Genomic DNA, 24,126 nt, shown 5'->3' on the forward strand with positions numbered 1-24,126 from the left:
CGGGCCTGACAATACGCCTCTGTCAGCTGAGAACCGGACCTCAACCGCATGTCCCTGAAAGCCCTGCGCACCTTGGTGACCATCGCCCGCCACGGCACCTTTGCCCGCGCCGCCGACCTGCTCAGCCTCACCCCCTCGGCGGTCAGCCTGCACATCAAAACCCTCGAAGACGAACTGAAGGTGGCCTTGTTCGACCGTAGCCGCAGGCAGGTGGTGCTGACCGAAGCCGGCCAGTTGGCGGTGGCCCGCGCCGAGAGCCTTCTGGCTGCCTATGACGAACTGGCCGATGCCCTGGCCAGCGGCCCGAGCCTGCGCGGCCGCTTGCGCCTGGGGGCGATCCACACGGTGCTGGCGCGGCGTTTGCCCAAGGCGCTGGTGTGGATCAAGGCTCACCACCCGCAGCTACACATCAGCGTGGCCTCAGGCATGTCGGCTGAGCTGGCGCGGCGCGTGGAAGACGGTGAACTCGATGCAGCGATCACCACCGAACCGGTCAGCCCTTACCCGCAGAACCTGGACTTCACACCGCTGTTCGAGGACCGTTTCTGGGCCATTGCCAGCCCTGAGCTGGCCGGGTATAGCGTGCCGCAGTTGCTGGCCAGCCAGCCATTCCTGCGCTTCGACAAGCGTGCCTGGGCCGGCCGGCAGATCGAGCAGGAGCTACGCCGCCAGCATGTACAAGTGAGCGAACTGATGGAGCTGGACAGCCAGGAAGCCCTGGCGCGCATGGCGGTGATGGGCCTGGGCGTGGCGGTCATCCCCATGGCGGACGACGACCTGCAACGCTTGCCACCCGCCACCTGCCTGCCGTTTGGCGAGCCGCAGCTGACCCGGCGGGTGGTGTTGCTGGAGCATGAAAAAAGCCAGCGGCGGCATTTGAGTGCGGTGTTGAAGACCGCCCTGGAAGCCTGAAGTCAGGCTGCTCACGGGCGAGACGAGCACCCACCAACATGCACTTTTCCTCAACGGTCACTGAAGAAAACAACGTTTTTCCAGATTGATCCGCACCCGTAGTCTATGCCCGTACCCGACCACGGAATGCTGACCATGCTGCACTTGCTGCTGACCACCCTGCTACCCATCATCCTGCTGATTGCCTTGGGTACCTTCCTGCGACTTCGCGGTTTTCTTGCCGAGAACTTCTGGCCTGGCGCCGAGCGCCTGAGCTATTACGTCCTGCTGCCGTCGCTGTTCCTCCATGGCCTGGCCACTGCCAACCTAGATGGCATACCGGTGCTGGGCATGGCCGGCGTCCTGATGCTCTCAACCTTGGCAGGTGCCGTGTTGCTGGTGCTGTATCAGGGCACGGCGAACCATGATGGAGCCGACTTCACTTCAGTGTTTCAGGGCGGTATCCGCTTCAACAACTACATCGGCGCCACCCTGGCTGCGGGCATCTATGGCAGCGCCGGGATTGCCCTGGCAGCGGTGGCCAACGCGGCCATCGTGCCCTTGGTCAACCTGCTCTGCGTGCTGGTGTTTGCCCGCTTCAGCGCCCGTCACAGTTCCCCTGCCACAGTGCTTCGGGCGATCTTCGCCAACCCGCTGATCATCGGCTGCGCTGGGGGGCTGATGCTACGGGTCTCGGGGCTGGGCTTGCCAGCCGGTATCGACGCCACGGTCAAGGCCTTGGGCCACGCCGCCTTGCCTCTGGGCCTGCTGTGTGTCGGTGCAGCACTGGGCGGCGCCAGCCTCGGCCAGCAGGTGCGCCCGCTGATGGCGGCATCGGCGTTCAAGTTCCTGGTCATGCCAATGACCACCTGGGGCCTTTGCCGGCTGCTCGGCCTGAGTGGCCAGGCAGCGGTGGTGGCGGTGCTGTTCCAGGCGCTGCCAACCGCTTCATCGTCTTATGTCATGGCCCGGCAAATGGGCGGCAATGCGCCACTGATGGCCACCATCATCGCTCTGCAGACCGTGGCTGCCGCCGCCACCTTGCCTTTGGTGTTAATGCTTACGCTTGGCTAGACTGAAACTCTGCTCACCGTCTGGTAGTTCGCCCATGCACCTTTACTGCATGCTGATCGGCTTGACCTCGGCCCTGCTCGCAGGCCCCCTGTATGCCGCTGACCCGGCCAAAGCGGCCGTTGCCGAGGACAAGGCCGAAGTGCTTGAAGAAAAGGTCGTTGTAGATGCGCCTCCCCCCAAAAAAGCAGAGAAACTGACCCCCGGCGAAGCACAGGCAGTGGACCCGGCTGGCAAGGCGCCGCTGGATGACAGCATCACCTGCCTGGCTCGTACCCTCTACTGGGAAGCCAAAGGCGCCGACGCCAAAGACATGACCGCAGTGGCCAGCGTGGTGCTCAACCGCCTGGGCCACGATGGCTTTCCCGATACCATCTGCGGGGTTGTCAAACAGGGTGTGGAGACCAAGGCCTGCCAGTTCTCATGGTGGTGTGACGGGCGCCCGGACCAGGTCGAGGAGCCGCAACGCTACGATGTTGCCAAAGAGATCGCACGCAAGGCACTGAACCAGCAGTTGAAAGACCCCACCGGCGGTGCGTTGTACTTTCACGATCGCACTGTGCGCCCCGACTGGGCGAAGGCATATCGAAAGACCGCGCAGACGACCCACTTCCTGTTCTACAAGCCAGACCAGGCGTTGGCCCATTGACGCGTAAACGGCTGACAACGCTGGCCTGATACGAATGATTGGCAACTGACCGCACTTTTCCATCGACCAGGGGTCTACCCCCTCTTTTGCCGCCAGTAACGATTGCCGGCGTTTTCATTGCCTTGCACGACCTCGGGCCAAAAGCCGCGGGCTTGTGTAGGATGAGCAGCGCATACCACGACGCTGCCAGTCAAAGGGAGATCCACATGCGCGTCCTGACATCCGTCGTCTTGTCGCTGAGCCTGGTCGTTTCGACCGGGGCGCTGGCAGCCACCGGCGAAGAGGCGCAGCTGATCGATTCGATCAATGTCTACCGCAGCAAGGCCCAGCCCTGCGGTGGCGGGGCGTCGCTGGAACTGCCACCGCTCAATAGCGACACACGCCTTGCGCTGTCGCCAGAGGGCACCCGCGACCTGCAGCAGGCCATGACCCGCGCCGCTTACCCGATGGTCAGCGTCCAGGCCATCAGCCTGTCGGGGCCACGCGATGCACGCGCCGCCATGCATGCCATCGAGGAAAGCTTCTGCCAGGTGGTGCTCGACCCGCAATTCGTCGATATCGGCGTCAGCCAGGAGGGCCGCGACTGGCGCATCGTACTGGCACGGCCGCTGCTCACCGGCCGCCTGGGCGACTGGCAGGCCGAGGGGCAGAAGGTGCTGCAGGAGGTCAACGCCGCGCGCAAGGTGCCACGGCAATGCGGCGGCCAACCGTTTGCCGCCGCCCCGGCACTCAGCTGGAGTACAGTGCTGGCCGGGGTCGCCGCCAACCACACACGGGCCATGGCCAACCAGAACTTCTTCGACCACATCGACAAAGATGGCCGCACACCCGGTGACCGGGCGGAACTGGCCGGGTACCTGTACCAGCAGATCGGCGAAAATATCACTGCCGGGCGTGACACCGCGCAAAAGGTCGTCAACGGCTGGCTGGACAGCCCGGGGCACTGCGCCACGCTGATGAATCCGGCCTTCCGTGAACTGGGCGCTGCGTATGCGGTAGACCCCAAGAGTGATGCCGGGATCTACTGGACAGGCGTGTTCGGGACGCCGCAGTAGGTCACGTGAAGGGGCAATTGCCTGCACGCAACTGCAAAGCTGTACAACCAAACCGACGCCGCACGCACTTGCCAAGGTAGCTGGCATCCCCCAGGCCCACCTCATCGGCAATCTGCGCCAGGCTGTGGCTGGAGTTGAGTAAACGCCAGCGCGCCTGCTGCAAGCGCATCTCCAGCCACCAGGCCTTGGCGCTCATGCCGTGGCTGGCCTGGAACTGCCGGTCCAGTTGACGCCGGCTAATGCCCAGTTCCGCCGCCAGTTGCTCCACGGCCAACGGCGTGCCCAGGTGATGACGCATCAGTGCTTGCGCCCGCTGCACCTGGCGTCCCTGACCGGCTCCCAGCTCCAGCGAGCGCAAGGCATGACGGCTGTCGCGGGTCTCGTCCACCAGCATGTCAGCCAGCCCTTTGAGCGCACGTGTTCGCCCGCAAGCACGTGACAGTAGGGCAACGGCCAGGTCGATGGCGGCAGTGCCACCGGCGCACGTGATGCGGTTGCCATCGATGCAGTACAACTGCTCGCGCAGCAGCTGCAACTGCGGAAAAGCAGCCCGAAACTCGGCTTCGTGACGCCAGTGCACCACCACCTTGTGCCCCTGCAGCAGGCCGCAGGCCGCCAGCAGGAAGGCGCCATTGTCGACCCCCACCAGCTTGACACCTGCCTTGGCGGCCTGCCTGAGCAAAGCCCGATAACGTGGCGCCAGCTCCACGGTGGCCAAGGCACTGCGGCCGCCAAACACCACCAGGTAGTCGAAACGGCTCAGCTCGAGCTGATCCGCAATGGCCTCGACCTGCAGCACCGCGCCACTGCTTGACGGTACCGGCTCGAGGCTGAGCCCCGCCACCGCCCAACTGCAATAGCGTTGCTGGCTGTAGTCCTCGTCGTCGGCGCTGAAGCGCAATTTGTCGAGAAAGGCGCCAAACGGCAGCAAGGCAAAATCCGGTAACGGCATGATCAGCAAGCGAATGTCGGGCGGCATGAAACCACGTCCAGAAAAGACCCTTGTATGACCAGATAATACTCTTCCAGCTTGAGCGTTGCGCCATAGACTGGCGCTCTCTCTCGAACAAGGCAATGTTCAACATGGCACTGGACACCTGGCTTATCTACCTGCTGGCCAGCATCGGCCTGTCGCTGACCCCTGGGCCCAACAGCCTGTTGGCGTTGACCCATGGCGCGCTCTATGGCGCACGGCGAACGCTGTTTACCATCGTGGGTGGGGTATTTGGTTTCAGCGCCCTCATCGCCTTGGCCATGTTCGGCCTCAGCGCACTGCTCCAGACCTCGGCGTCGGTGCTGGGCGTCCTGAAGTGGGTGGGTGGGGCTTATTTGATCTGGCTGGGCATTCAACTGTGGCGCAGCCCCGGCCTGCAGCTGGAACTGACCGAGCAAAGCGCGCGGCGCGGCAATGCCGGGCTGTTTCGCCAGGGCCTGCTTTCGGCCATGGCCAACCCCAAGGTGCTGCTGTTCTATGGCGCCTTCCTGCCGCAGTTCATCGACCCACAGCGAGGGCTGGTGCTGCAATTTGCGGTGATGGCCGCGACCTTTGCCAGCGTCGAGTGCCTGGTCGAATACCTGCTGGCGCGCCTGGCGTTTCGCATTCGGCCATGGCTGGCCAAGGGTGGCAAAGGTTTCAATCGTTGCTGCGGGAGCCTGTTTGCCTTGATTGGCCTGGCGCTGCCGCTTGGCCGATAGCGGGCCCGCGAACACGGGCGAAGCCCGTGCCCTCCATCGCGTACCGGTTCAACCCCGGCGTGCTTTGAGTAGAAACACAACCAGCGCCACACCCGGCAACCCCGCCCCCACCAGTGCCACGCCATGCCAGCCAAACTGGCTGAACAGCGCACTTGCCACCGCCGACCCCAGCGCCCCGCCGAGGAAGATGCTGGTCATGTACACCGCATTCAGCCGCCCGCGGCTGGCAGGGTCCAGTGCGTACACTTCGCGCTGGCCGATGACCATGTTCATCTGCACCGCAAAGTCCAGCAACACGCCGGTAAGGCCCAGGCCAATCACGCTGTAACCCGGTACTGTCAGCCCCAGCAACAAGGCCGCCGGCGCCAGCAACAGCGCCAGCAGCGAGCCGGCCCGGGCATGCCCGGCATCGGCCAGGCGGCCGGCCAAGGGTGCAGCAACGGCGCCCACCGCGCCGACAAGGGCGAACACAGCGATCTGGCTTTGTGACAGCCCATGCTCACCGGCGAGCGCCATCGGCACCGCCGTCCAGTAAAGGCTGAACGCTGCGAACATCAATGCCTGGTACAACGAACGCTGGCGCAACAGCGGATAACGACGCAGCAGTGTGAGCAGCGACAGCATCAACCCGGCATAGCTGGCTTTGTGCTCGGGACGCCGCTGCGGCAAGGTCAACACCAGCAACAGGACGATCGCCAGCATTATCCCGGCGGCGCCAATGAACACTGTACGCCAGCCGAAGTGGTCGGCCACCAGGCTCGACAGCGGTCGTGCCAGCAGGATGCCCAGCAACAAGCCGCCCATGATGTTACCGACCACACGACCACGCTGCTGCTCCGGCGCCAGATGCGCTGCCAGCGGGATGAGCATCTGCACCGACACCGAACTGAAGCCGATCAGCAGTGCGTAACCCAGGAACAGCTGGCCCTGGCCGCTGCTGCTGGTGCCCGCCAGCAGCAGGCTGACGCAGGCCAGGACCGCGGTGGCCACCATCAGGCGGCGGTTTTCCAGCAGGTCGGCCAGCGGTACCAGCAACAAGAGGCCCAAGGCATAGCCCAGCTGAGTGAGAGAAACGATCAGGCTGGCATGCTCGGTGGACAGCCCCAGGTCCGGGGCGATCAGCCCGACGATGGGCTGGGCGTAGTAGATGTTGGCGACGATCGCGCCGCAGCAGAACGCCAGCAGCACTACCAGAGCCCGGCTCAGGCTGGCGGCTGCCGGTTGCGCTGTCGCAAGGGAGGGGTTCATGCGAAGTTCCTCGACAAGGGATGGGGAGATGCTGGCCACCTTACCCATGCACGCCATCGCCGAGAATCCGGCGGTGGCGCAATGCGGCTTTGCGCACAGCGCAACACTAGTTGCCGCGTATGAGCAAATTTTCGCAAAAGTCGATGAATGCGTTTACCCGCCGTGAGCCCCGGTGGTTGGGCATATACAAGGCGTTGATGCTGCTATTGGCCATGCCAGGGCTGGCCTGCCAGTCGGGGAAAACCCGCTGCAGGCGCCCCGCCAGCACATCCTCGCGTACCAGCCAGTCGGCCAGCAGTGCGATACCACTGCCTGCCAGTGCCGTTTCACGCAACATGTCGGCGTTGGCGCTGCGCAGTGGCCCGTTTACGTCCAGCTCCAGGCTGTCCTGGCCACAGGTCAGGCGCCAGGGGCGCGCTTTCTGCCCATAGCGAAAGCGCAGGCAGGCATGGTCAAGCAACTCCCGGGGATGCTGCAGTGGCTCACGCCCGGCCAGGTAGGCCGGGCTGGCCACCAGCCAACGCTGAAAACCGCCGAGCCGGCGGCACACCAGCTCGTCATTGGGCGAGGGGTCGCCCAGGCGAATCGACAGGTCATAGCGCCCGTCAAGCAAGTCGTCCAGGCGGTCGCTGAGGTCGATGTCCAGTTCCAGTGCCGGGTGCTGCGCCAGGAATGCCCCCAGGTGCGGGGCGATGACCCGCCGACCAAACTCCACTGGCAGGCTCAGGCGCAGTACACCCACAGGCTCCTCGCCGCGATCGGCGATGCTGGCATCAGCCTCGTCCAGTGCTTCAAAAATGCCCCGTGCCCGCTGGTAGTAACGGGCGCCGGCCTCGGTCAGGCTGACCTGGCGCGTCGAGCGGTTGAGCAAGGTGGCGCCCAGCGACGCTTCCAGGGCATCGACCAGACGTGTCACCGACGATGTCGCCAGCCCTAGCCTGCGCGCGGCAGCAGAAAAGCCTTGGGCATCGACAGTGGCCACGAACATTTTCATCGCCAGCAGCTTGTCCATGTTCAGCCCGTCTTCCAAAAACCGGAAAGTTCTTACAAACAGCCGGGCGGGTCAAGCAGCGCGCCCCACGGCAATTGCGTCCATAGTGAAATCAACCCAATTCCAAGGAGGCTTGCCATGACCCTGAACAACCTGCTGACCGCCCTGCCGCCCTGCGATCCCGCCAGCGCCGAACGTGTCGACGAATTGCTCAGCCGCCCAGGCGTGCGCGTGGAGCGTATCGTCTCCAGCGGGCAAGCCAGCCCACCCGGTTTCTGGTACGACCAGGCTGAAGGTGAGTGGATCATGTTGCTCAGGGGGGCTGCCGCCCTGCGTTTCGAGCACGAGCACCACACCCGCCTGCTGGCGCCGGGCGATTGTCTGGACATCCCCCCGCACCACCGCCACCGCGTGGAATGGACCGCACCCGGCACGACCACCATCTGGCTCGCGGTGTTCTATAGCAGCAGCACCCCATGGCCGGCATGAAGGGCCATGCACATGACGCTGTTGTCACGTAGCCGTGGAAGGTTGGGCTTACGACCAAAGCATGAATACAAATCGAACATGCGCATTAACGCCCCGTTCAATGCGTTTTTCAGCACCTTATCTATACTTTTAGCCACATCTTCGTAAGTTCAGCCCTGCGACAATCAGCCTCGCTCAATTATGTACCAACTTGTTAATTAGCAAGCTAAGGGCTTAAACTGCGCGCATTCCACCTGCTGAGATCCCTGGCATGAAAGAAATACCGCGCGCCTCTGGCGCCACACACTTCATCCTGGTCGGCTTGGGCGTGATCATCGCCCTGCTCGGCCTCCTCCTGGCTGCTGGCGGCGTCAAGCTCGCCGGTCTGGGCGGTTCCTGGTACTTCCTGATCGGCGGCCTGGCCATGGCCATCGCCGGTGTCCTCATTGCTCGGCGCAAGAAGGCTGGCGCCTGGCTGTATGCCGTGTTCCTGGTCGGCACTGCCATCTGGGCGGTGATCGATGCAGGCCTGGTGTTCTGGCCGCTGTTCTCGCGCCTGTTCATGTTCGGCGCAATCGGCATGGTCGTGGCGCTGGTCTACCCGCTGCTGGCGCGTGCCAACGGCGCCAGCGCCGGGCGCGGTGCCTACGGCGTCGCCGGGGTAATGGCCGTGGTACTGGTGATCGCGGTCGGCAACATGTTCGTTGCCCACCCAAGCGTCGCCCCCAACGGCAAAGGCCCGGGCATGACCCCGGTCGAAACCGGCAAGGAACAGAAAGACTGGGCCCACTACGGCAACACCGAAGGTGGCAGCCGCTTCGCCGCGCTTGACCAGATCAACCGGGATAACGTCAACAAGCTGAAAGTGGCCTGGACCTACCACACCGGCGACGTCGCCATCAGTGACGGCAACGGTGCCGAAGACCAGCTCACCCCGCTGCAGATCGGCAGCAAGGTGTTCATCTGCACCCCGCACAACAACCTGATCGCACTCGATGCCGACACCGGCAAGGAGCTGTGGAAGAACGAAATCAACGCCCAGTCCAAGGTCTGGCAGCGTTGCCGTGGCATGGCCTACTTCGACGCCACTGCCGCCATCGCCCAGCCAACCCAGCCGAACAGCTCACCGATCACCGGCGTTAGCGTACCAGCCGGTGCCAACTGCCAGCGTCGCCTGCTGACCAACACCATCGACGGCCGCCTGATTGCCGTCGACGCCGACAACGGCGAGTTCTGCCAGGGCTTCGGCAACAATGGCCAGGTAGACCTCAAGGCCGGCCTGGGTGATGTGCCGGACTCCTACTACCAGTTGTCCTCGGCACCGCTGATGGCCGGCACTACCGTAGTGGTCGGCGGCCGGGTTGCCGACAACGTCCAGACCGACATGCCAGGTGGCGTGATCCGTGGTTTTGACGTGATCACCGGTGAAATGCGCTGGGCCTTCGACCCGGGCAACCCGGAAGATCGCCAGGCACCACAAGCCGACAGCACCTATGTGCGCAGCACGCCGAACAGCTGGGCGCCGATGTCTTACGACCCGGCGATGAACACCGTGTTCCTGCCCATGGGTTCGTCGTCCACCGACATCTACGGCGTAGAGCGCAGCAAACTGGACCACACGTACGGCGCTTCGGTGCTGGCCCTGGACGCCACCACCGGCAACCAGAAGTGGGTGTTCCAGACCGTGCACAACGACCTCTGGGACTTCGACCTGCCCATGCAGCCGAGCCTGATCGACTTCACCAAGGACGACGGCCAGTCGGTACCTGCGGTGGTGATCGGCACCAAGGCCGGGCAGATCTACGTGCTCGACCGCGCCACCGGCAAGCCGCTGACCCAGGTCGACGAAGTACCGGTCAAGCCAAGCAACATCCCGAACGAGCCGTACTCCCCTACCCAGCCCAAGTCGGTGGGCATGCCGCAGATTGGCGCGCAGACCCTGACCGAATCGGACATGTGGGGTGCCACCCCATATGACCAACTGCTGTGCCGCATCGACTTCAAGAAGATGCGCTACGACGGCCTGTACACCGCGCCGGGCACCGACCTGTCGCTAAGCTTCCCGGGTTCGCTGGGTGGCATGAACTGGGGCAGCATTTCTACCGACCCGGTACATGGCTTCATCTTCGTCAACGACATGCGCCTGGGCCTATGGATCCAGATGATCCCGTCGCAGAACAAAGGTGGCGCAGCGTCCGGTGGCGAAGCACTGAACACTGGCATGGGCGCGGTACCGCTCAAGGGCACCCCGTATGCCGTGAACAAGAACCGCTTCCTGTCGGTCGCCGGCATTCCATGCCAGGCACCGCCGTTCGGCACCCTGACCGCCATCGACATGAAGACCCGCCAGGTGGCCTGGCAGGTACCGGTCGGCACCGTTGAAGACACCGGCCCGCTCGGCATCCGCATGCACCTGCCGATCAAGATCGGCCTGCCAACCCTTGGCGGCACCCTGTCGACCCAAGGCGGCCTGGTATTCATCGCCGGTACCCAGGACTTCTACCTGCGCGCTTACGACAGCAGCAACGGCAAGGAAATCTGGAAGGCTCGCCTGCCAGTAGGCAGCCAGGGCGGCCCGATGACCTACGTCTCGCCGAAAACCGGCAAGCAGTACGTGGTGATCACTGCTGGCGGTGCACGCCAGTCGACTGACCGTGGCGACTACGTGATTTCTTACGCTCTGCCGTAAGACCGCGTCGCCTGCTTCGCGGGCAAGCCCGCTCCTACAAGGCCCCTGTAGGAGCGGGCTTGCCCGCGAATGCCCCTCAAAGACAATCCGAGATTCTGTAATGCCATCCGCAATTCGCATCACCCCCACCCTGCTGCTGGCCCTGGCCAGCACCACTGCCCTTGCCAACGACGACCTCATGACCCGCAGCACCCTGACCGGTGACTGGGGCGGCCTGCGTCATCAACTCGAAGAGGACGGCGTCAAGATCACCGGCGACTACAGCGGTGAAACCGCCTACAACGCCCACGGTGGCCTGCACCGCTCGGCGCGCTATTCGCAGAACGTCAAGCTGGGCGTGCAGTTCGACCTGTCGAAACTGTACGGCCTGGACAACGGCGGCAAGGTTCAGCTGACCATCAACGACCGCCGCGGTAACAGCGCCTCGGAAGACCTGGTAGGCAACCGCCTGCCGATTCAGGAAAACTTCGGTGGCCTGTACACTCGCCTGACCGAGCTGAGCTACGAGCGCACGCTGTTCACCCCGGCGCTCAACGTCAAGCTCGGCTACATGGCCATGGGCAACGACCTCGGCGGCCTGGACAGCGGCATCCTGTGCAATTTCATGAACGCCGGCTTCTGCGGCCACCCGCTGAACATGTCCGGCGGCAGTGGCTGGGCCAACTACCCCAACGCTCACCTCGGTGTGCGGGTGAAGTACGACCTGTCGCCCGCCTGGCAACTGCGCGTGGCGGCGTTCAACGTTGACCCCGAAAGCAACGGCAACTCAAGCCGCGCCTGGCACCTGGGGCCCAAACACACCACCGGCACCGTGGTACCGGTAGAGCTTATCTACAAGCTGCAAGGTGAACTGCCAGGCGAGTACAAGCTGGGCTACTACTACGACAGCTCCGATGTGAAACGCATTGGCAGCGACGATGAAGTGTCTGGCCGAGGTGGCCATTACCTGCTGGTCGACCAGGCGGTGTGGAACGACCAGGCCTCCCCAGGCCGAAGCCTGCACGCCTTCGGCCAGTACTCGGCGTCAAGCAAGGCCGCTTCGCCGTTCACCAAGTGGTATGGCGCCGGCGTGGTGCTGTACAAACCGTTCGAAGGCCGCCCGAAGGATACCGTGGCACTGGGTTACGGCCGGGCCGTGCCCAACCCGCGTAGCCGCGATGTGCTGGAAGATGCCGCTTTCGACGCGGGCCAGCAGTTCCCGGATATCGACAGCGCCGAGCAGTTGATCGAACTGAGCTACGGCTACCAGGCCACGCCATGGCTGAACCTGCGCCCGGATGTGCAATACATCATCGAGCCAGGGGCGTTTTCGGGCAAAGACATCGACAACGCACTGGTGGTTGGCCTGCAGGTCAAGGCGACCTTCTGAGTCACCGGGGGCCGCGCTGCGGCCCATCCACCGTCGCAACCATCAAGCCTGCTTGAGGTAGTCCACCAGCCTCAGCAACATGGCATCACAACCCCGCAACTGCTCGACACTGACAAACTCATCCGGCTTGTGGCCCTGGTCCATGCTGCCAGGCCCGCACACCACGGTGGGGATGCCCGCCTGGTCGAACAAGCCACCTTCGGTACCAAACGCTACGGTACCGAACGCATCCGAACCACTGAGCAACGCCACCAACCGCGCAGCCTCGCTGTCCTCCGGTGTCGCCAGCCCCGGATAGGCGCTCAGCGGCTCCAGGCGAATAGCGCTGGCGGTATTGACCTTGCGCATACGCGGCAGCAACTCGGCTTCAGCATACGTTTGTAACTGGTCGGCCACCGCCTGCGCCTCGAACCCAGGGAGCGCGCGTATTTCGAAATCGAACTCGCACTCGGCCGGCACGATGTTCAGCGCCCTGCCCCCTTTGATCACCCCGGTCTGCACCGTGGAGAACGGCGGATCGAAGCGCTCATCGTGATGAGCCGGTAGTGCCAGGGCATCGCCGATGTCACCCAACTTGCCAATCAGTTTCGCCGCATATTCGATGGCGTTCACCCCATACGGCGCGTACGCCGAATGGCACGCTGCGCCCTGTACCTGGCAACGCATAGCCAGCTTGCCCTTGTGCCCCAGCACCGGTTTGAGTTCGGTGGGTTCACCGATCAGGCACAGCCGTGGTTTACACGGGCGCTGTTCGAGGGCAGCCAGCATCGAGCGCACGCCCAGGCAACCAACTTCTTCGTCATAGGAAAATGCCAGGTGTATCGGCATGCGCAACGGCTGGGCGAGAAAAGCGGGCACAGCAGCCAACACCGAGGCGATAAAGCCTTTCATGTCGGCCGTGCCGCGGCCATACAGGCGGCCGTCACGCTCACTCAGGGCAAACGGCTCGACCGTCCAGACCTGGCCATCCACCGGCACCACATCGGTATGGCCAGACAGCACCACACCGCCAACATCTCTGGGGCCGATGGTGGCGAACATGTTGGCCTTGGTGCCCTCCGGGTTATGGAACAGCTCGCATTCCACTCCCAACTCGGCCAGGTAATCACGGATAAAACCGATCAGCGCCAGGTTGGAGTCGCGGCTCACCGTGGCAAAGCCGATCAGCCGGGCCAGCAGCGTGCGGCTGGCAAATTCACTCATCGCCCGGCACCCCATAGCTTGGCGCGGCAGTCGGGTTGAGGGCGCGGGTAACGTAATCCTGCATCTGCGGGCGATAGGCTTGCCACAAGCCATCGAGCGCGCCGATCGGGTCGCTATCGGCCCAGTCGACGCGCAGGTCCACCAGCGGCCAGGTCAGCTCGCCCGCAATCTTCAGCGCCGCCGAGTGCACAGGCCCGGCTTCACCACCCGCGGCCATCGCCGCGTGCATGGCTGCCAACAGGCGGTCGGCCAGGTGGCCGCCGGCCTGCTCGAAGGCCAGTACCATGGCTTCGATCACCTGGGTCGAGGACAGCAGGTTTCCAGCCGCCGCGCATTGTTCGCCGGCCACTGCATGGTGTGTGCCCAGTGCTTCCCGCCCGGTGAACAATGCCACCTGGCCGTGACTGTCGATCACCGTGACCTGGCGGTATTCACTCCAGCCATTGGCACTGAGCACCCTGTCCAGCGCAGCGGCAGGCGGTAACTGGCCATGCTCCAGGGCATCGAGAATCTGCGGGCCCAGCGCCGGCAGGGTGATGTTTTGGGTAGAGACCGCGCCCACACCGGCACGCACCCAGGGGCAACGGGCACCCACGGCGATGCTCGACGAGCTGATGGCAATACCGACCTGGCCGGTTTCCTGGCAACGACCGATGATGGAGAACGTCATGTCATGGTTCCTGTTGTGCTGTGCGATACACGGCATTCTGAGTGGAACCTTCGGGTGGGCGAAACGACCTTTTTCCGAGGGGGTAGGCAGGAAAAAACTATGCTCAGGCGCTGGACCTCTGCACCACCCCGGAAAACCACGGCACCCACCCGACCAACCCACCCCACAGGCCAGAGAACTCAAGGCCTTCGCCGTTTTATCGGCAAGTACCAGCTAAATACTATTTTCGCCATTTCCACGGCATCCCTAGTCTGGCTCCAGGCAACGGCGGTCCTCCAAACCGACCTGACAATAACCGCCTGAACAAGGGCTCGGACATGACACTGAACAACCTCGAAATCGACACCCTCGTCGTCGGCGCCGGCCAGGCCGGCGTGGCCATGAGCGAACACCTGAGCAAGCTTGGCGTGCCGCACCTGGTACTGGAGCGCAACCGCATCGCACAGGCCTGGCGTACCGGCCGTTGGGACTCGCTGGTCGCCAACGGCCCGGTCTGGCACGACCGCTTCCCAGGGCTGGAATTCAACCTTGACGCCGATGCGTTCGCCGGCAAGGACCAAGTGGCCGACTACTTCGAGCAGTACGTACGCAAGTACAACCTGCCCGTGCGCACCGGCATTGAAGTGAAGCGCGTGGTGCGTAACAGCGACCGCCCCGGCTTCACCATCGAAACCAATGAAGGCGTGATTCGCGCCAACCGCGTAGTCGCCGCCACCGGCCCGTTCCAGAAGCCAGTGATCCCGGCCATCGCGCCGAAAGACAGCAACCTGCACCAGATTCATTCCGCGGCTTATTTCAACCCAGAGCAGTTGCCTGAAGGCGCGGTACTGGTGGTCGGTGCCGGTTCCTCCGGCGTGCAGATCGCCGAAGAACTGATGCGCGCCGGGCGCCAGGTGTACCTGTCGGTTGGCGCCCACGACCGCCCGCCGCGTGCCTACCGCAACCGCGACTTCTGCTGGTGGCTGGGCGTGCTGGGCGAGTGGGACGCGGAAATTGCCAAGCCCGGTCGCGAGCATGTGACCATCGCGGTCAGCGGCGCCCGTGGTGGCCACACCGTGGACTTCCGCGCCCTCGCCCACCAAGGCATGACCCTGGTCGGCCTGACCCAGTCGTTCGAAAACGGCGTAGCGCGCTTCCAGGACAACCTGGTCGAGAACATCAACCGCGGCGACGAAAACTACCTGGCCCTGCTGGATGCGGCCGATGCCTACATCGAACGCAACGGCCTGGACCTGCCGGAAGAGCCCGAAGCCCGCCAGCGCCTGGCCGACCCGGAGTGCATGCGCAACCCGCTGCAGCAACTGGACCTGGCCAAGGCCGGCGTCAGCAGCATCATCTGGGCCACCGGTTACGGCGTGGACTTCAGCTGGCTGCAGGTAGACACCTTCGATGCCAACGGCAAGCCCCAGCACCAGCGCGGTGTAGCCCGCGAACCGGGCGTGTACTTCCTCGGCCTGCCGTGGTTGTCGCGCCGTGGTTCATCGTTCATCTGGGGGGTGTGGCACGACGCCAAGCACGTCGCCGGCCACATCGCCACGCAGCGTACCTACACCGCCTACCGCGACCGCGAGCAACGCGCAGCGGATGAGCAGCAAACCGCCAAGATCAGCAATGTCAGCACCCTCGGAGCCCACTGATGCCTACCCATACTCGCATCCGCATGTTCAACACCAAGGAAACCTACCCCAACCAGACCCTGGACAACGACTTGTGCCAGGCCGTGCGGGCGGGTAATACCATCTACGTGCGTGGCCAGGTCGGTACCGACTTCGAAGGCAAGCTGGTAGGCCTGGGTAACCCGCGCGCACAAACCGAACAGGCGATGAAGAACGTCAAGCAACTGCTTGAAGAAGCCGGCTCGGACCTGTCGCACATCGTCAAGACCACCACCTACATCACCGACCCGCGCTTCCGCGAGCCGGTGTACAAAGAGGTGGGCAAGTGGCTCAAGGGCGTATTCCCGATTTCCACCGGGCTGGTGGTGGCCGGGTTGGCCCAGGCCGAGTGGCTGATGGAGATCGACGTGATTGCCGTGGTACCCGATCAGCAATGACCGCAGGCCTGAATGGTGGGTGGCGACTGCCACCTGCCGTCCAGCCACGCCTGGGTCGCTTGTGCCGCAGCGTGCAAGCGCTGAGGTGCGGGCACGCCAACGGACGACACTTCCACGCTGACACGTCGCCCGCAGTTCGCGCGCAGCTGGCTACCCGGCGCCAGCTCCAACGCCGTCAGGTGTGCCAGGTCCTGCCCATTCAATAGGCCGCCCTCCCTCCGCCGAGGCCGAACACAAAGCCCGTGGTAAAGGCTGTCGCCAGGCCAATGCCACACAGGCCACCGGCTAGGCAAACCCGAACAATCGCCGAGGGGTCTCCCACATCACCGTGCGGCGCAGCCGGGCATCCGGCATCAGGCGCTCGGCCAGCTTCAGCAGCGGGCCGTAGTCCACCCGCGCGGGCTGGCGAATGAACGGCCAGTCCGAACCCCACACACAGGCTTGGGCGCCAAAGGCTTCGAGCAGGGCCTGCACGTATGCACTGCTTTGTTCGAACAAGGCATCCGCTGCGGCAAACTTCTGCATACCTGACAGCTTCACGCAGGCGCGGCCACTGTCGGCCAATCGCAGCAACGCCTGGAAGCCGGCTTGCTGCACACCGGCAGCGACATCCGGGCGGCCGCAATGGTCAATCAACAGACGAGCCTGCGAGCCTTGCAGCAGGCCGTGCAGGTCCAGCAACTGGTCGGCACACACCTGCAATTGGGCGAACATGCCAAGCTCGGCGAGCTTGCCGAACAGCCCGTCAACGCCCTTTAGGCTGGCTACCCCGTACAGCGCGGGGTTGAAGGCGATACCCACCACGCCTTGCGCCTGCAACGCCGCCAGCGCATCGAGGTTGATGTCCACCCTGACCACCGCCACCCCCTTGAACCGCCCCTGCCCGCTGGCCAAGGCATGCAGCAGGCAGCGGTTGTCGGTGTGGTAGCCGCTGTTGGGTCCCACCAGCAAGGCATGTTGCACGCCGTAAGCGTCCATCACTCGGGTGAACTGCGCCTGGGTGGCGACCTCCTGGCCGGAGGGCGCATAGGGTGCATCGGGGTGATAGGGGAACCGGGCGGGGTCAAACAAATGGTTATGGCAATCGATCTTCGCTTCGTCAAATATGTTCACGCAGCACTCCCGTCAAGCGCCACTGCGCTTGTCTGCAGATCTTGTCATTGTGCGCCGAAAGGGCGGTTAGGCTGGGGTTCACGATACTGTGTGGCCGGCTTTGACGCTCATACCCAGATGGCGAAAACCATAACCGAAGGTAATACACATGCTGCTTGGCAACGAAGGCGCAGACGCAAGCCCCATGGTGTTCAAGCTGCGGCACATGGAAGTGTTCAGGGCGGTGATGCTGACGGGCTCGATCAGCGCGGCGGCCAAATTGCTGTATGTGTCGCAGCCGGCGGTGAGCAAGCTGATCCAGTACATCGAAGCGCGCCTGGCCTACCCGCTGTTCGAGCGCGTCAACAACCGCCTGGTGCCGACGGCCGAAGCGCAGGTGCTGTTTCGCAAGGTCGAGCGGGTGTACCAGGCAGCGTTGCAGGTCAACGAATGCGCACTCGCGCTGGGCGCTGGCGGCCAGCGCAAGCTGCGTATCTCGTGCAGCGCATCGTTGTCCACGGTGGTGATCCCGATGGCCCTGGCCCAGCTCAAGCGTGAATCACCGGCGCTGAATATCGAGTGGCAAACCTCGCTGATGGGCGAAATGCCCAACCAGATCTTGTCGAAGAAGGTCGACCTGTCGATAGCCGCCCTGCCGGTGGTGCACGACCACCTGCATTCACAAGCGTTCATGCGTGGACGCATGGTGGTGGTGATGCAGCCGGGCCACCCTTTGGCCGGTCAGCCCGCGCTGACCTTGCAGCAGCTGGAGGGCCATGCCTTGCTGCTGTTCCGGCCCGACATGCCGTTTGGCAAATTGCTGGCCGAACACATCGGGCGCCGCGGGCTACAGCTGAAATCACTGTTGTCGTTCACCAATGCCAACGAGGCTGTGGCGTTGGTCAAACAAGGCATGGGCATCAGCGTGATCGACGAGTTCGTTGCACAGGACAGCGGGCTCGCGGTGGTGCCGTTGGCCGATGATATTCACTTCGATATCAGCTTCGTCTATTCGCGCTTCGAGCCGCCATCGCATGCAGCACTGCAGTTGATGCGGGTGTTGCAGGGGCAGGCGCAGAAGCTGGGGCGGGCGCTGACGCCGGGCTGATCATCTACGCAACCGCCCCCTGTGGGAAAGGTTTCAGCCGCAAACACTGCCGAAGCCGGTGCAATGCATCGAGTCGGCAGATTCGCGGGCATGTACGCTCCCGATGGGTATACAAGGCTTCAGTTTAAAAGCCGACCGTGGCCGAGAGCAGATAGGTCCGCGGCGTAGACAGGGTCAATCCCGGCTCACTGTCATCCGACGCCCCCGCCGAGCTCCAGTAGCGATCATCGAGCACATTCTCGACACTGGCCCGCAAGGTAACCTCGGTGGCGTCCACCTTGAAGGCGTAACGTGCGCCCAGGTCATAACGCTCCCAGCCATCGATGCGCTTGCTGTTGTTCTGGTCCAGGTACTGCGAACTGGAGTGAATGCCGCGCGCTGTGAAGGTCAGGCCGCTCACCCCTGGCACGTCCCATTCAGCCCCCAGATTGACGTTGTATTCGGGCGTGGCCGGCGCACGGTTGCCATCGTAGGCACCGCCGATGGTGTCGGTGAGCTCGCTGTCGAGATACATCACCCCACCCAGCACCCGCACGCCCTGCACTGGCTCACCGAACACACTCAGCTCGATGCCGCGGTTGTCACGCTTGCCATTGGGGCCGAACACCCGCGAGACGGGATTGGTCTCGTAGGCCGGCTGGCGAATGCGGAAGGCGCTGGCAGTAAAGGCCACCTGGCCGAGGTCGTACTTGGCCCCCACCTCGATCTGACGGCTGGTGAACGGCGGGAAGATCTGGTCTTCGTTGATCGAGGTCGATGGGGCGATCTTGCCTTGGCTCAAGCCCTCCATGTAGTTGGCGTACAACGAGAGCTGGTCGGTGACCTTGAGCAATATCCCCCCCGAAGGCGAGAGCTTTTCTTCGTCATAAGCCGTCTCGCCTTTGACGCCGTCGCTCCAGTCATCCACCTGCACCCGTTGCCAGCGCGCCCCCAGGGTCAGCAGCAGGCGGTCGTCAAAAAAACCAAGGGTGTCGGCCAGGGCCACGCCGGAGAAGCGGTTTTCCGTGTAAACCTCGGGGTCGAGGCGGGTTGGCGTAGCGGGTGTCGCTGCGGCCACCGGGTTGTAGAGGTTGCTCGGCGCCGAGGCATAGCGCGCCCCGCCGTTGGTGAAGTCCATGTAGTAATAGCTGGCGGCCAGGTTCAGCTCGTGGCTCACCGGCCCGGTATGGAACCAGTGACGCAAACCGGCCATGGCGGTGCGCACCGACTCGTCCCGGGTAAAGTCACGCGGCTGCACAGTGAAGTCGCCGGCATCGTTGGTGATCGACACGTTATGGCGCAGGAAGTCGTGGTTGCTCTTGCGCGCACCGACCGCACCATAGGCCAGCAGCGATTCGCTGATATCGTACTCGGCGTTCAGCGCACCGAAAGTGTCGTTGGTACGCGCCTTGCTCCAGGCCTGGGCGTAGTTGTGGCGTACGTCATTGGCATTGGGCACCTTGGCATTGGCACCGACCAGCACACGCTCCTGCGGGGCGTCGGTGTCGCGTTCGGTGTGGCCAAGGTCTGCCGAGAGCCGCAGGCGCTCGCCTCGAAAATCCAGGCCCAGCACCGCCATTTCGCGGTCAACGCGCTGGTGGTCCCATTCGGTATCACCGGCCTGCTTCACACCATTGAAGCGCACGCCGAACTGCTGGCCTTCACCAAAGCGACGGCCGATGTCCACTGCGCCGCCTGTCTGGCCTGCCGAGGCGTAGCTGCCGGTGAATTCGGTGATCGGTTTGTCAGCGGCTCGCTTGGGCTGCACATTGATACCGCCGCCCACGCTGCCACGCGGCGAAATGCCGTTGATCAACTGGCTGGGGCCTTTGATGATGTCGACCCGATCGGCCATTTCCATGTCGATCGAATACGTCGGCAAGATGCCATACAGGCCGTTGTAGGCCACATCACTGTTGAACAGGCTGAAGCCGCGAATGGTGAACTGCTCGAAACGCCCGCCCGCCGGGTTGGTAGCACGCACCGAAGGGTCACTGGCAATCAGCTCGCCCAAGGTGCGCGCCTGCTGGTTCTTGACCAGTTCGCTGGTGTAGCTGGTGATGCTGAACGGGGTTTCCATGAAGTCGCGCGAACCGAGCATGCCTTGCGCGCCCTGGCGTGCCACTTGGCCACCGGCATACGGCTGCGCTTCGCTGCCTGCGGCCAGGCCGCCGACGATGCGGGTGGGGGCGATTTCCAGAGCGCCACTGGCCTGGGGGGCCGGCATCAAGGTGAAGGCCCCCTCACCCACCGGCAGCGCCTGCAGGCCGCTACTGCGCAGCAACTGGCTGAAGCCTTCATCGACACTGTAACGACCGGACAAGCCGTTACTTTGCCGGCCCTCTACCAATGCCGGGTCCAGCGAAAGGCTGACACCGGCCTGGTCGGCGAAATGGGTCAAAGCAGCACCCAGGCTGGCTGGCGCCACCTGGAACGTACGCCGGGCCGGCTCATCGGCCCAGGTGGGCGCACACAACAGCAGGCTCATCGCGAACAATGGATGTGCGGCGCGCACCAGTGGGCGCAGGCGGCAAGATTTTACTGCAGGCATTGAACAAGGCTCCCCTTTTATTTTCTCCTACCGGTAATGACCGGCGAGTGAAAAAAAGGGGACAGCCTCATGCTCGTTTTTCTCGTGCGGTCAGGCTCACCCAATAACGCGTGCGGCTCTGCACCTGCAACGGCAGGCTGGCGGCGAGCAAGGCCAGCACCCGGTCGGTGTCGTCAAGGCGGAACGTGCCGGTCACACGCAAGCGCTCCAGTTCCGGTGCCCAGCGCAGTACGCCGGGGCGATACCTGCGCAGTTCGTGCAGCAACTCGCCCAACGGGCGGTCGTCCAGCCGTAGTGCGCCTTCGCGCCAGCCCAGTTGCCATTCGTCGAAGGCTTTGACGGGGCCAACGCCGGTCGCCTGCAAACTGGCCTGCTGGCCGGCCTGCAGCATCACGGCTGGACCACGCAACGGTTGCAGGCTGGCCGCCCCTTTGATCGCCGACACCCGGCAGGCCTCATCAAGCAGGCGCAGGCACACCTCGCCCTCACTAAGCACCACCCGGCCGTAAGGCACCTGCAAGGTAAGGCTAAGGTTAGCGGGCACACTGACGGCCACTTCACCGCGCAGCAGTGCCACGCGGCCTGCACCCAGCTCGATACCGACCGCACTGTCGGTGTTCAACTGCAACCAGGTGCCGTCGCTCAGCAGAGCCTGCCTGCGCTCTCCTACTGCGGTGCGCATGTCGGCGGTCCAGGCATCCAGCGGCAGCTCACGGCTCACCAGCCAGGCCACCGGCAACAACGCCGACACTCCCAGGGCTTGTTTGAGCAATGCCCGACGACCGGCATCCGGACGATCCAGGGCGGCCATCGCCAATGCGCCGGGCAACCCGGCAAACCGCGCTCGCAGCAGCGATGCCTTTTGCCAGGCGTCTTCGTGCAGGTGACTGCTGGCGCGCCATTGCGCCAGGCGCAGCAGGTCAGCTTCGCTTGCGTCGCCAGAATCCAGCAATGCCAGCCAACGGGCCGCAGCACGCAGCGCTTTGCGGGTTTCTGGGGAGTGGGGGCTCATTGCAAATCGGCCAACAGGCAATGTTCGTAAGCCTGCGCCATGTAGCGTTTCACCGAGCGCTGGCAAACGCCCAGGCGCTGGCCAATCTCGGCGTAGCCCAAGCCTTCCAGCTGGCTCCAGAGAAAGGCCTTGCGTATCGCCGGCTTGAGGCCGTCGAGCAATTCATCCAGTGCTTGCAGGGTTTCCAGCAGTACCCAGCGCTGTTCTGGCGACGGCACGTGTTGCTCGGGCAACTGCGCCAAAGCATCAAGGTAGGCCTGCTCCAGGCTACGTCGCTGGTGGAAGTTGCTCAGCAGGCGCTTGCCGACGGTCAGCAGATAGGCGCGCGGTTCGCGTATGTCTGCCAGCGGCTGGGCGCTGGCCAGAATGCGCAGAAAAGTATCCTGACTGAGGTCGGCGGCATCCCAGGCATTGCCCATACGCCGGCGCAGCCAGGTTTCCAGCCAGCCGCGATGCTCCCGGTACAGGGCAGGCAGGCCAGGCTCCGGTGGCGGCGCGGCGTCGATCATGAGGAGGGTCCTGCGGCGGAGTAAATAAGATTAATTCTAATTTACATCGCGCCACAGAACCAAGCGGTTTGTTACCGGTCAGGCGATTGCTTCATCGACCAGCACTTGTGCTTCCTGCACCAGACGCTGCAAATGCGCCTCGTCGATGAAGCTTTCGGCGTAGATCTTGTAGATGTCTTCAGTACCCGACGGGCGCGCGGCGAACCAGCCATTGGCCGTCATCACCTTGAGCCCGCCAATCGCCTGGCCATTGCCTGGGGCGTGGCTGAGGATCTGCACGATCGGCTCACCGGCCAGCTCGGTCGACGTCACCTGCTCCGGCGCCAGTTTGCTCAGCAACGCCTTCTGCCGCGCATCTGCCTTGGCCTCGACACGCGTGGCGAACGGCTTGCCCAGCGCCTCGGTCAGGTCGGCATAAGCCTGGCTCGGGTTACGCCCGGTACGGGCGGTCATTTCGGCGGCCAGCAAGGCCGGGATCAACCCGTCCTTGTCGGTGGCCCACACCGAGCCATCGCGGCGCAGGAACGAAGCCCCTGCACTTTCTTCGCCACCAAAACCGAGCGAACCGTCGAACAGGCCCTGGGCGAAGAACTTGAAGCCCACCGGCACCTCATACAGATCACGGCCCAGGCGTTGGGTAACGCGGTCGATCAGGCCGCTGGAGACCACGGTCTTACCCACGGCGGCGTCACTGCGCCACTGCGGGCGGTGGCGGAACAGGTAGTCGATAGCCACGGCCAGGTAGTTGTTGGGTTGCAGCAAGCCGTCAGGGGTGACGATGCCGTGGCGGTCGTGGTCCGGGTCGCAAGCGAAGGCCACGTCAAAGCGCTCACGCAGGCCTATCAGACCCTGCATGGCATACGGCGAGGAAGGGTCCATGCGGATCTGGCCGTCCCAATCGACGGTCATGAAGCGGAAGGTCGGGTCGACCTCGGTGTTCACCACTTCCAGGTCCAGCTGGTAGTGCTTGGCAATCGCCGACCAGTAGCGTACCCCTGCCCCGCCCAGCGGGTCGACGCCCAGGCGCAACCCGGCGCCACGGATCACATCGAAATCGATGACGTTTTCCAGGTCGGCCACATAGTTGCTGACGTAGTCGTGGCGGTGGGTGGTCGGCGCCTGCAGCGCCTGGGCATGGTCCATGCGCTTGACGCCGGCCAGGTTAGCCGCCAGCAGCTCGTTGGCCTTGCCCTCGATCCACTTGGTCACGTCGCTGTCGGCCGGCCCGCCGTTGGGCGGGTTGTACTTGAAGCCACCGCTTTGTGGCGGGTTGTGCGACGGGGTAATGACGATACCGTCAGCCAAACCCTGTGTGCGGCCACGGTTGTGGCAGAGGATGGCGTGGGACACAGCCGGTGTGGGCGTGTATTCGTCATCCTTGGACAGCATCACCTGCACGCCGTTGGCGGCCAGAACCTCCAGGGCGCTAGCGGTAGCCGGGGCCGACAGAGCGTGGGTATCGGCGCCGATGAACAGCGGGCCATCGATACCTTTTTCCTGGCGATACAGGCAGATAGCCTGGGTAATGGCCAAGACGTGATACTCGTTGAAACTCAATTCAAGCGAAGTGCCCCGGTGCCCCGAGGTGCCGAAGGCCACCCGCTGGGCCGCCACGACAGCGTCTGGGCGGCCGGTGTAATAGGCGGTGAGCAGCCGGGGAATATCGACCAGCACGCTGGTCGGAGCCGGCTTGCCTGCCAAAGGACTGAGCGTCATGCAAAACCTCGAGTTCAACGGATGTTGGTGTTGGAGCGTGCAGTGTACTGAGAGTTGCAATGCCGTGCGATGGGGGCATCAAAGAATCAGCCAGTGCACGTCGCCCT

The 24,126-nt window shown here is 63.9% G+C and carries 20 protein-coding genes and 1 pseudogene; 11 read left to right on the plus strand and 10 right to left on the minus strand.

Features of this window, described 5'->3' with window-relative positions:
• Window positions 1-48: 48 nt before the first annotated feature.
• From ACF8RA_RS18580 to ACF8RA_RS18595, 4 genes are all read left to right on the plus strand, one after another.
• Window positions 49-912: a LysR family transcriptional regulator gene (locus ACF8RA_RS18580; protein ID WP_252459178.1), complete on the plus strand. Its 864-nt coding sequence runs from the start codon at window positions 49-51 to the stop codon at window positions 910-912.
• Window positions 913-1,047: 135 nt separating this feature from the next.
• On the plus strand, window positions 1,048-1,965 hold the full coding sequence (locus ACF8RA_RS18585) for an AEC family transporter (protein ID WP_392515444.1): 918 nt from the start codon (window positions 1,048-1,050) through the stop codon (window positions 1,963-1,965).
• 34 nt (window positions 1,966-1,999) lie between these two features.
• Window positions 2,000-2,611: a cell wall hydrolase gene (locus tag ACF8RA_RS18590; RefSeq protein ID WP_392461130.1), complete on the plus strand. Its 612-nt coding sequence runs from the start codon at window positions 2,000-2,002 to the stop codon at window positions 2,609-2,611.
• Window positions 2,612-2,817: 206 nt separating this feature from the next.
• Window positions 2,818-3,666: a CAP domain-containing protein gene (locus tag ACF8RA_RS18595; RefSeq protein ID WP_209965436.1), complete on the plus strand. Its 849-nt coding sequence runs from the start codon at window positions 2,818-2,820 to the stop codon at window positions 3,664-3,666.
• On the opposite strand, the pseudogene ACF8RA_RS18600 reads toward ACF8RA_RS18595, so the two are convergent.
• Window positions 3,633-4,645, minus strand: a pseudogene (locus ACF8RA_RS18600) (GlxA family transcriptional regulator). The gene ACF8RA_RS18595 and the pseudogene ACF8RA_RS18600 overlap by 34 nt on opposite strands.
• 104 nt (window positions 4,646-4,749) lie before the next feature.
• Between ACF8RA_RS18600 and ACF8RA_RS18605 the strand changes: the two are divergent.
• Complete coding sequence (locus tag ACF8RA_RS18605) at window positions 4,750-5,361, plus strand: LysE family translocator (protein ID WP_392519415.1); 612 nt, start codon at window positions 4,750-4,752, stop codon at window positions 5,359-5,361.
• A 48-nt stretch (window positions 5,362-5,409) separates the two neighbouring features.
• Here ACF8RA_RS18605 and ACF8RA_RS18610 read toward each other — a convergent pair whose 3' ends face one another.
• Both ACF8RA_RS18610 and ACF8RA_RS18615 read right to left on the minus strand, forming a co-directional pair.
• Window positions 5,410-6,609 carry an MFS transporter gene (locus tag ACF8RA_RS18610; protein WP_392519416.1) on the minus strand — a complete coding sequence of 400 codons (1,200 nt, stop codon included), beginning with the start codon at window positions 6,607-6,609 and terminating at the stop codon, window positions 5,410-5,412.
• A 106-nt stretch (window positions 6,610-6,715) separates the two neighbouring features.
• A complete protein-coding gene (locus ACF8RA_RS18615) occupies window positions 6,716-7,621 on the minus strand; it encodes a LysR family transcriptional regulator (protein ID WP_392519417.1) in 906 nt (301 codons plus the stop codon).
• Window positions 7,622-7,738: 117 nt separating this feature from the next.
• Between ACF8RA_RS18615 and ACF8RA_RS18620 the strand changes: the two genes are divergently transcribed.
• From ACF8RA_RS18620 to ACF8RA_RS18630, 3 genes are all read left to right on the plus strand, one after another.
• On the plus strand, window positions 7,739-8,089 hold the full coding sequence (locus ACF8RA_RS18620) for a cupin (RefSeq protein WP_392515442.1): 351 nt from the start codon (window positions 7,739-7,741) through the stop codon (window positions 8,087-8,089).
• A 250-nt stretch (window positions 8,090-8,339) separates the two neighbouring features.
• Window positions 8,340-10,757 carry a glucose/quinate/shikimate family membrane-bound PQQ-dependent dehydrogenase gene (locus ACF8RA_RS18625; protein ID WP_209965424.1) on the plus strand — a complete coding sequence of 806 codons (2,418 nt, stop codon included), beginning with the start codon at window positions 8,340-8,342 and terminating at the stop codon, window positions 10,755-10,757.
• Between the two features lie 100 nt (window positions 10,758-10,857).
• Window positions 10,858-12,126 (plus strand): carbohydrate porin, encoded by a 1,269-nt coding sequence (locus ACF8RA_RS18630; protein ID WP_176683300.1) that lies wholly within the window; start codon window positions 10,858-10,860, stop codon window positions 12,124-12,126.
• Between the two features lie 42 nt (window positions 12,127-12,168).
• Here the strand turns inward: ACF8RA_RS18630 and argE are convergent, their stop codons facing one another.
• Window positions 12,169-13,329 carry an acetylornithine deacetylase gene (argE, locus tag ACF8RA_RS18635; protein ID WP_392519418.1) on the minus strand — a complete coding sequence of 387 codons (1,161 nt, stop codon included), beginning with the start codon at window positions 13,327-13,329 and terminating at the stop codon, window positions 12,169-12,171.
• Window positions 13,322-13,999, minus strand: a complete 678-nt coding sequence (locus tag ACF8RA_RS18640; RefSeq protein WP_176683298.1) for a DUF1028 domain-containing protein — start codon at window positions 13,997-13,999, stop codon at window positions 13,322-13,324. The genes argE and ACF8RA_RS18640 overlap by 8 nt, the downstream gene beginning before the upstream one ends.
• Window positions 14,000-14,316: 317 nt before the next feature.
• Between ACF8RA_RS18640 and ACF8RA_RS18645 the strand changes: the two genes are divergently transcribed.
• Complete coding sequence (locus ACF8RA_RS18645) at window positions 14,317-15,636, plus strand: NAD(P)/FAD-dependent oxidoreductase (protein WP_209965416.1); 1,320 nt, start codon at window positions 14,317-14,319, stop codon at window positions 15,634-15,636.
• The gene (locus tag ACF8RA_RS18650; protein ID WP_392519419.1) at window positions 15,636-16,052 is read left to right on the plus strand and encodes a RidA family protein; all 417 of its coding nucleotides are present in this window, start codon (window positions 15,636-15,638) and stop codon (window positions 16,050-16,052) included. The genes ACF8RA_RS18645 and ACF8RA_RS18650 overlap by 1 nt, the downstream gene beginning before the upstream one ends.
• A 285-nt stretch (window positions 16,053-16,337) precedes the next feature.
• On the opposite strand, the gene ACF8RA_RS18655 is transcribed toward ACF8RA_RS18650, so the two are convergent.
• Window positions 16,338-17,165, minus strand: coding sequence for an amidohydrolase family protein (locus ACF8RA_RS18655; RefSeq protein WP_392519420.1), 828 nt, complete (start codon window positions 17,163-17,165; stop codon window positions 16,338-16,340).
• Window positions 17,166-17,313: 148 nt separating this feature from the next.
• On the opposite strand from ACF8RA_RS18655, the gene ACF8RA_RS18660 reads away from it, so the two are divergent.
• Complete coding sequence (locus tag ACF8RA_RS18660; protein ID WP_392488034.1) at window positions 17,314-18,252, plus strand: LysR family transcriptional regulator; 939 nt, start codon at window positions 17,314-17,316, stop codon at window positions 18,250-18,252.
• A gap of 124 nt (window positions 18,253-18,376) precedes the next feature.
• Here ACF8RA_RS18660 and ACF8RA_RS18665 read toward each other — a convergent pair whose 3' ends face one another.
• The 4 genes from ACF8RA_RS18665 to pgm form a co-directional block, all read right to left on the minus strand.
• A complete protein-coding gene (locus tag ACF8RA_RS18665) occupies window positions 18,377-20,782 on the minus strand; it encodes a TonB-dependent receptor (protein WP_209965414.1) in 2,406 nt (801 codons plus the stop codon).
• 67 nt (window positions 20,783-20,849) lie between these two features.
• The gene (locus tag ACF8RA_RS18670; protein WP_392461120.1) at window positions 20,850-21,794 is read right to left on the minus strand and encodes a FecR domain-containing protein; all 945 of its coding nucleotides are present in this window, start codon (window positions 21,792-21,794) and stop codon (window positions 20,850-20,852) included.
• Window positions 21,791-22,303, minus strand: a complete 513-nt coding sequence (locus tag ACF8RA_RS18675) for a sigma-70 family RNA polymerase sigma factor (RefSeq protein WP_176683292.1) — start codon at window positions 22,301-22,303, stop codon at window positions 21,791-21,793. Before ACF8RA_RS18675 ends, ACF8RA_RS18670 begins: the two co-directional genes overlap by 4 nt.
• 78 nt (window positions 22,304-22,381) lie before the next feature.
• On the minus strand, window positions 22,382-24,019 hold the full coding sequence (gene pgm, locus ACF8RA_RS18680) for a phosphoglucomutase (alpha-D-glucose-1,6-bisphosphate-dependent) (protein WP_392515431.1): 1,638 nt from the start codon (window positions 24,017-24,019) through the stop codon (window positions 22,382-22,384).
• Between the last annotated feature and the right edge of the window lie 107 nt (window positions 24,020-24,126).

The sequence above is a fragment of the Pseudomonas sp. FYR_5 genome (genome assembly GCF_043106315.1).
Taxonomy (GTDB): domain Bacteria; phylum Pseudomonadota; class Gammaproteobacteria; order Pseudomonadales; family Pseudomonadaceae; genus Aquipseudomonas; species Aquipseudomonas putida_Y.

Excerpts from the sequence above, each read along its gene's own strand:
- ACF8RA_RS18580 (WP_252459178.1), top strand. The coding sequence starts at position 49 with ATGTCCCTGAAAGCCCTGCGCACCTTGGTGACCATCGCCCGCCACGGC.
- ACF8RA_RS18585 (WP_392515444.1), top strand. The coding sequence starts at position 1,048 with ATGCTGCACTTGCTGCTGACCACCCTGCTACCCATCATCCTGCTGATT.
- ACF8RA_RS18590 (WP_392461130.1), top strand. The coding sequence starts at position 2,000 with ATGCACCTTTACTGCATGCTGATCGGCTTGACCTCGGCCCTGCTCGCA.
- ACF8RA_RS18595 (WP_209965436.1), top strand. The coding sequence starts at position 2,818 with ATGCGCGTCCTGACATCCGTCGTCTTGTCGCTGAGCCTGGTCGTTTCG.
- ACF8RA_RS18605 (WP_392519415.1), top strand. The coding sequence starts at position 4,750 with ATGGCACTGGACACCTGGCTTATCTACCTGCTGGCCAGCATCGGCCTG.
- ACF8RA_RS18610 (WP_392519416.1), bottom strand. The coding sequence starts at position 6,609 with ATGAACCCCTCCCTTGCGACAGCGCAACCGGCAGCCGCCAGCCTGAGC.
- ACF8RA_RS18615 (WP_392519417.1), bottom strand. The coding sequence starts at position 7,621 with ATGGACAAGCTGCTGGCGATGAAAATGTTCGTGGCCACTGTCGATGCC.
- ACF8RA_RS18620 (WP_392515442.1), top strand. The coding sequence starts at position 7,739 with ATGACCCTGAACAACCTGCTGACCGCCCTGCCGCCCTGCGATCCCGCC.
- ACF8RA_RS18625 (WP_209965424.1), top strand. The coding sequence starts at position 8,340 with ATGAAAGAAATACCGCGCGCCTCTGGCGCCACACACTTCATCCTGGTC.
- ACF8RA_RS18630 (WP_176683300.1), top strand. The coding sequence starts at position 10,858 with ATGCCATCCGCAATTCGCATCACCCCCACCCTGCTGCTGGCCCTGGCC.
- argE (WP_392519418.1), bottom strand. The coding sequence starts at position 13,329 with ATGAGTGAATTTGCCAGCCGCACGCTGCTGGCCCGGCTGATCGGCTTT.
- ACF8RA_RS18640 (WP_176683298.1), bottom strand. The coding sequence starts at position 13,999 with ATGACGTTCTCCATCATCGGTCGTTGCCAGGAAACCGGCCAGGTCGGT.
- ACF8RA_RS18645 (WP_209965416.1), top strand. The coding sequence starts at position 14,317 with ATGACACTGAACAACCTCGAAATCGACACCCTCGTCGTCGGCGCCGGC.
- ACF8RA_RS18650 (WP_392519419.1), top strand. The coding sequence starts at position 15,636 with ATGCCTACCCATACTCGCATCCGCATGTTCAACACCAAGGAAACCTAC.
- ACF8RA_RS18660 (WP_392488034.1), top strand. The coding sequence starts at position 17,314 with ATGCTGCTTGGCAACGAAGGCGCAGACGCAAGCCCCATGGTGTTCAAG.
- ACF8RA_RS18665 (WP_209965414.1), bottom strand. The coding sequence starts at position 20,782 with ATGCCTGCAGTAAAATCTTGCCGCCTGCGCCCACTGGTGCGCGCCGCA.
- ACF8RA_RS18670 (WP_392461120.1), bottom strand. The coding sequence starts at position 21,794 with ATGAGCCCCCACTCCCCAGAAACCCGCAAAGCGCTGCGTGCTGCGGCC.
- ACF8RA_RS18675 (WP_176683292.1), bottom strand. The coding sequence starts at position 22,303 with ATGATCGACGCCGCGCCGCCACCGGAGCCTGGCCTGCCTGCCCTGTAC.
- pgm (WP_392515431.1), bottom strand. The coding sequence starts at position 24,019 with ATGACGCTCAGTCCTTTGGCAGGCAAGCCGGCTCCGACCAGCGTGCTG.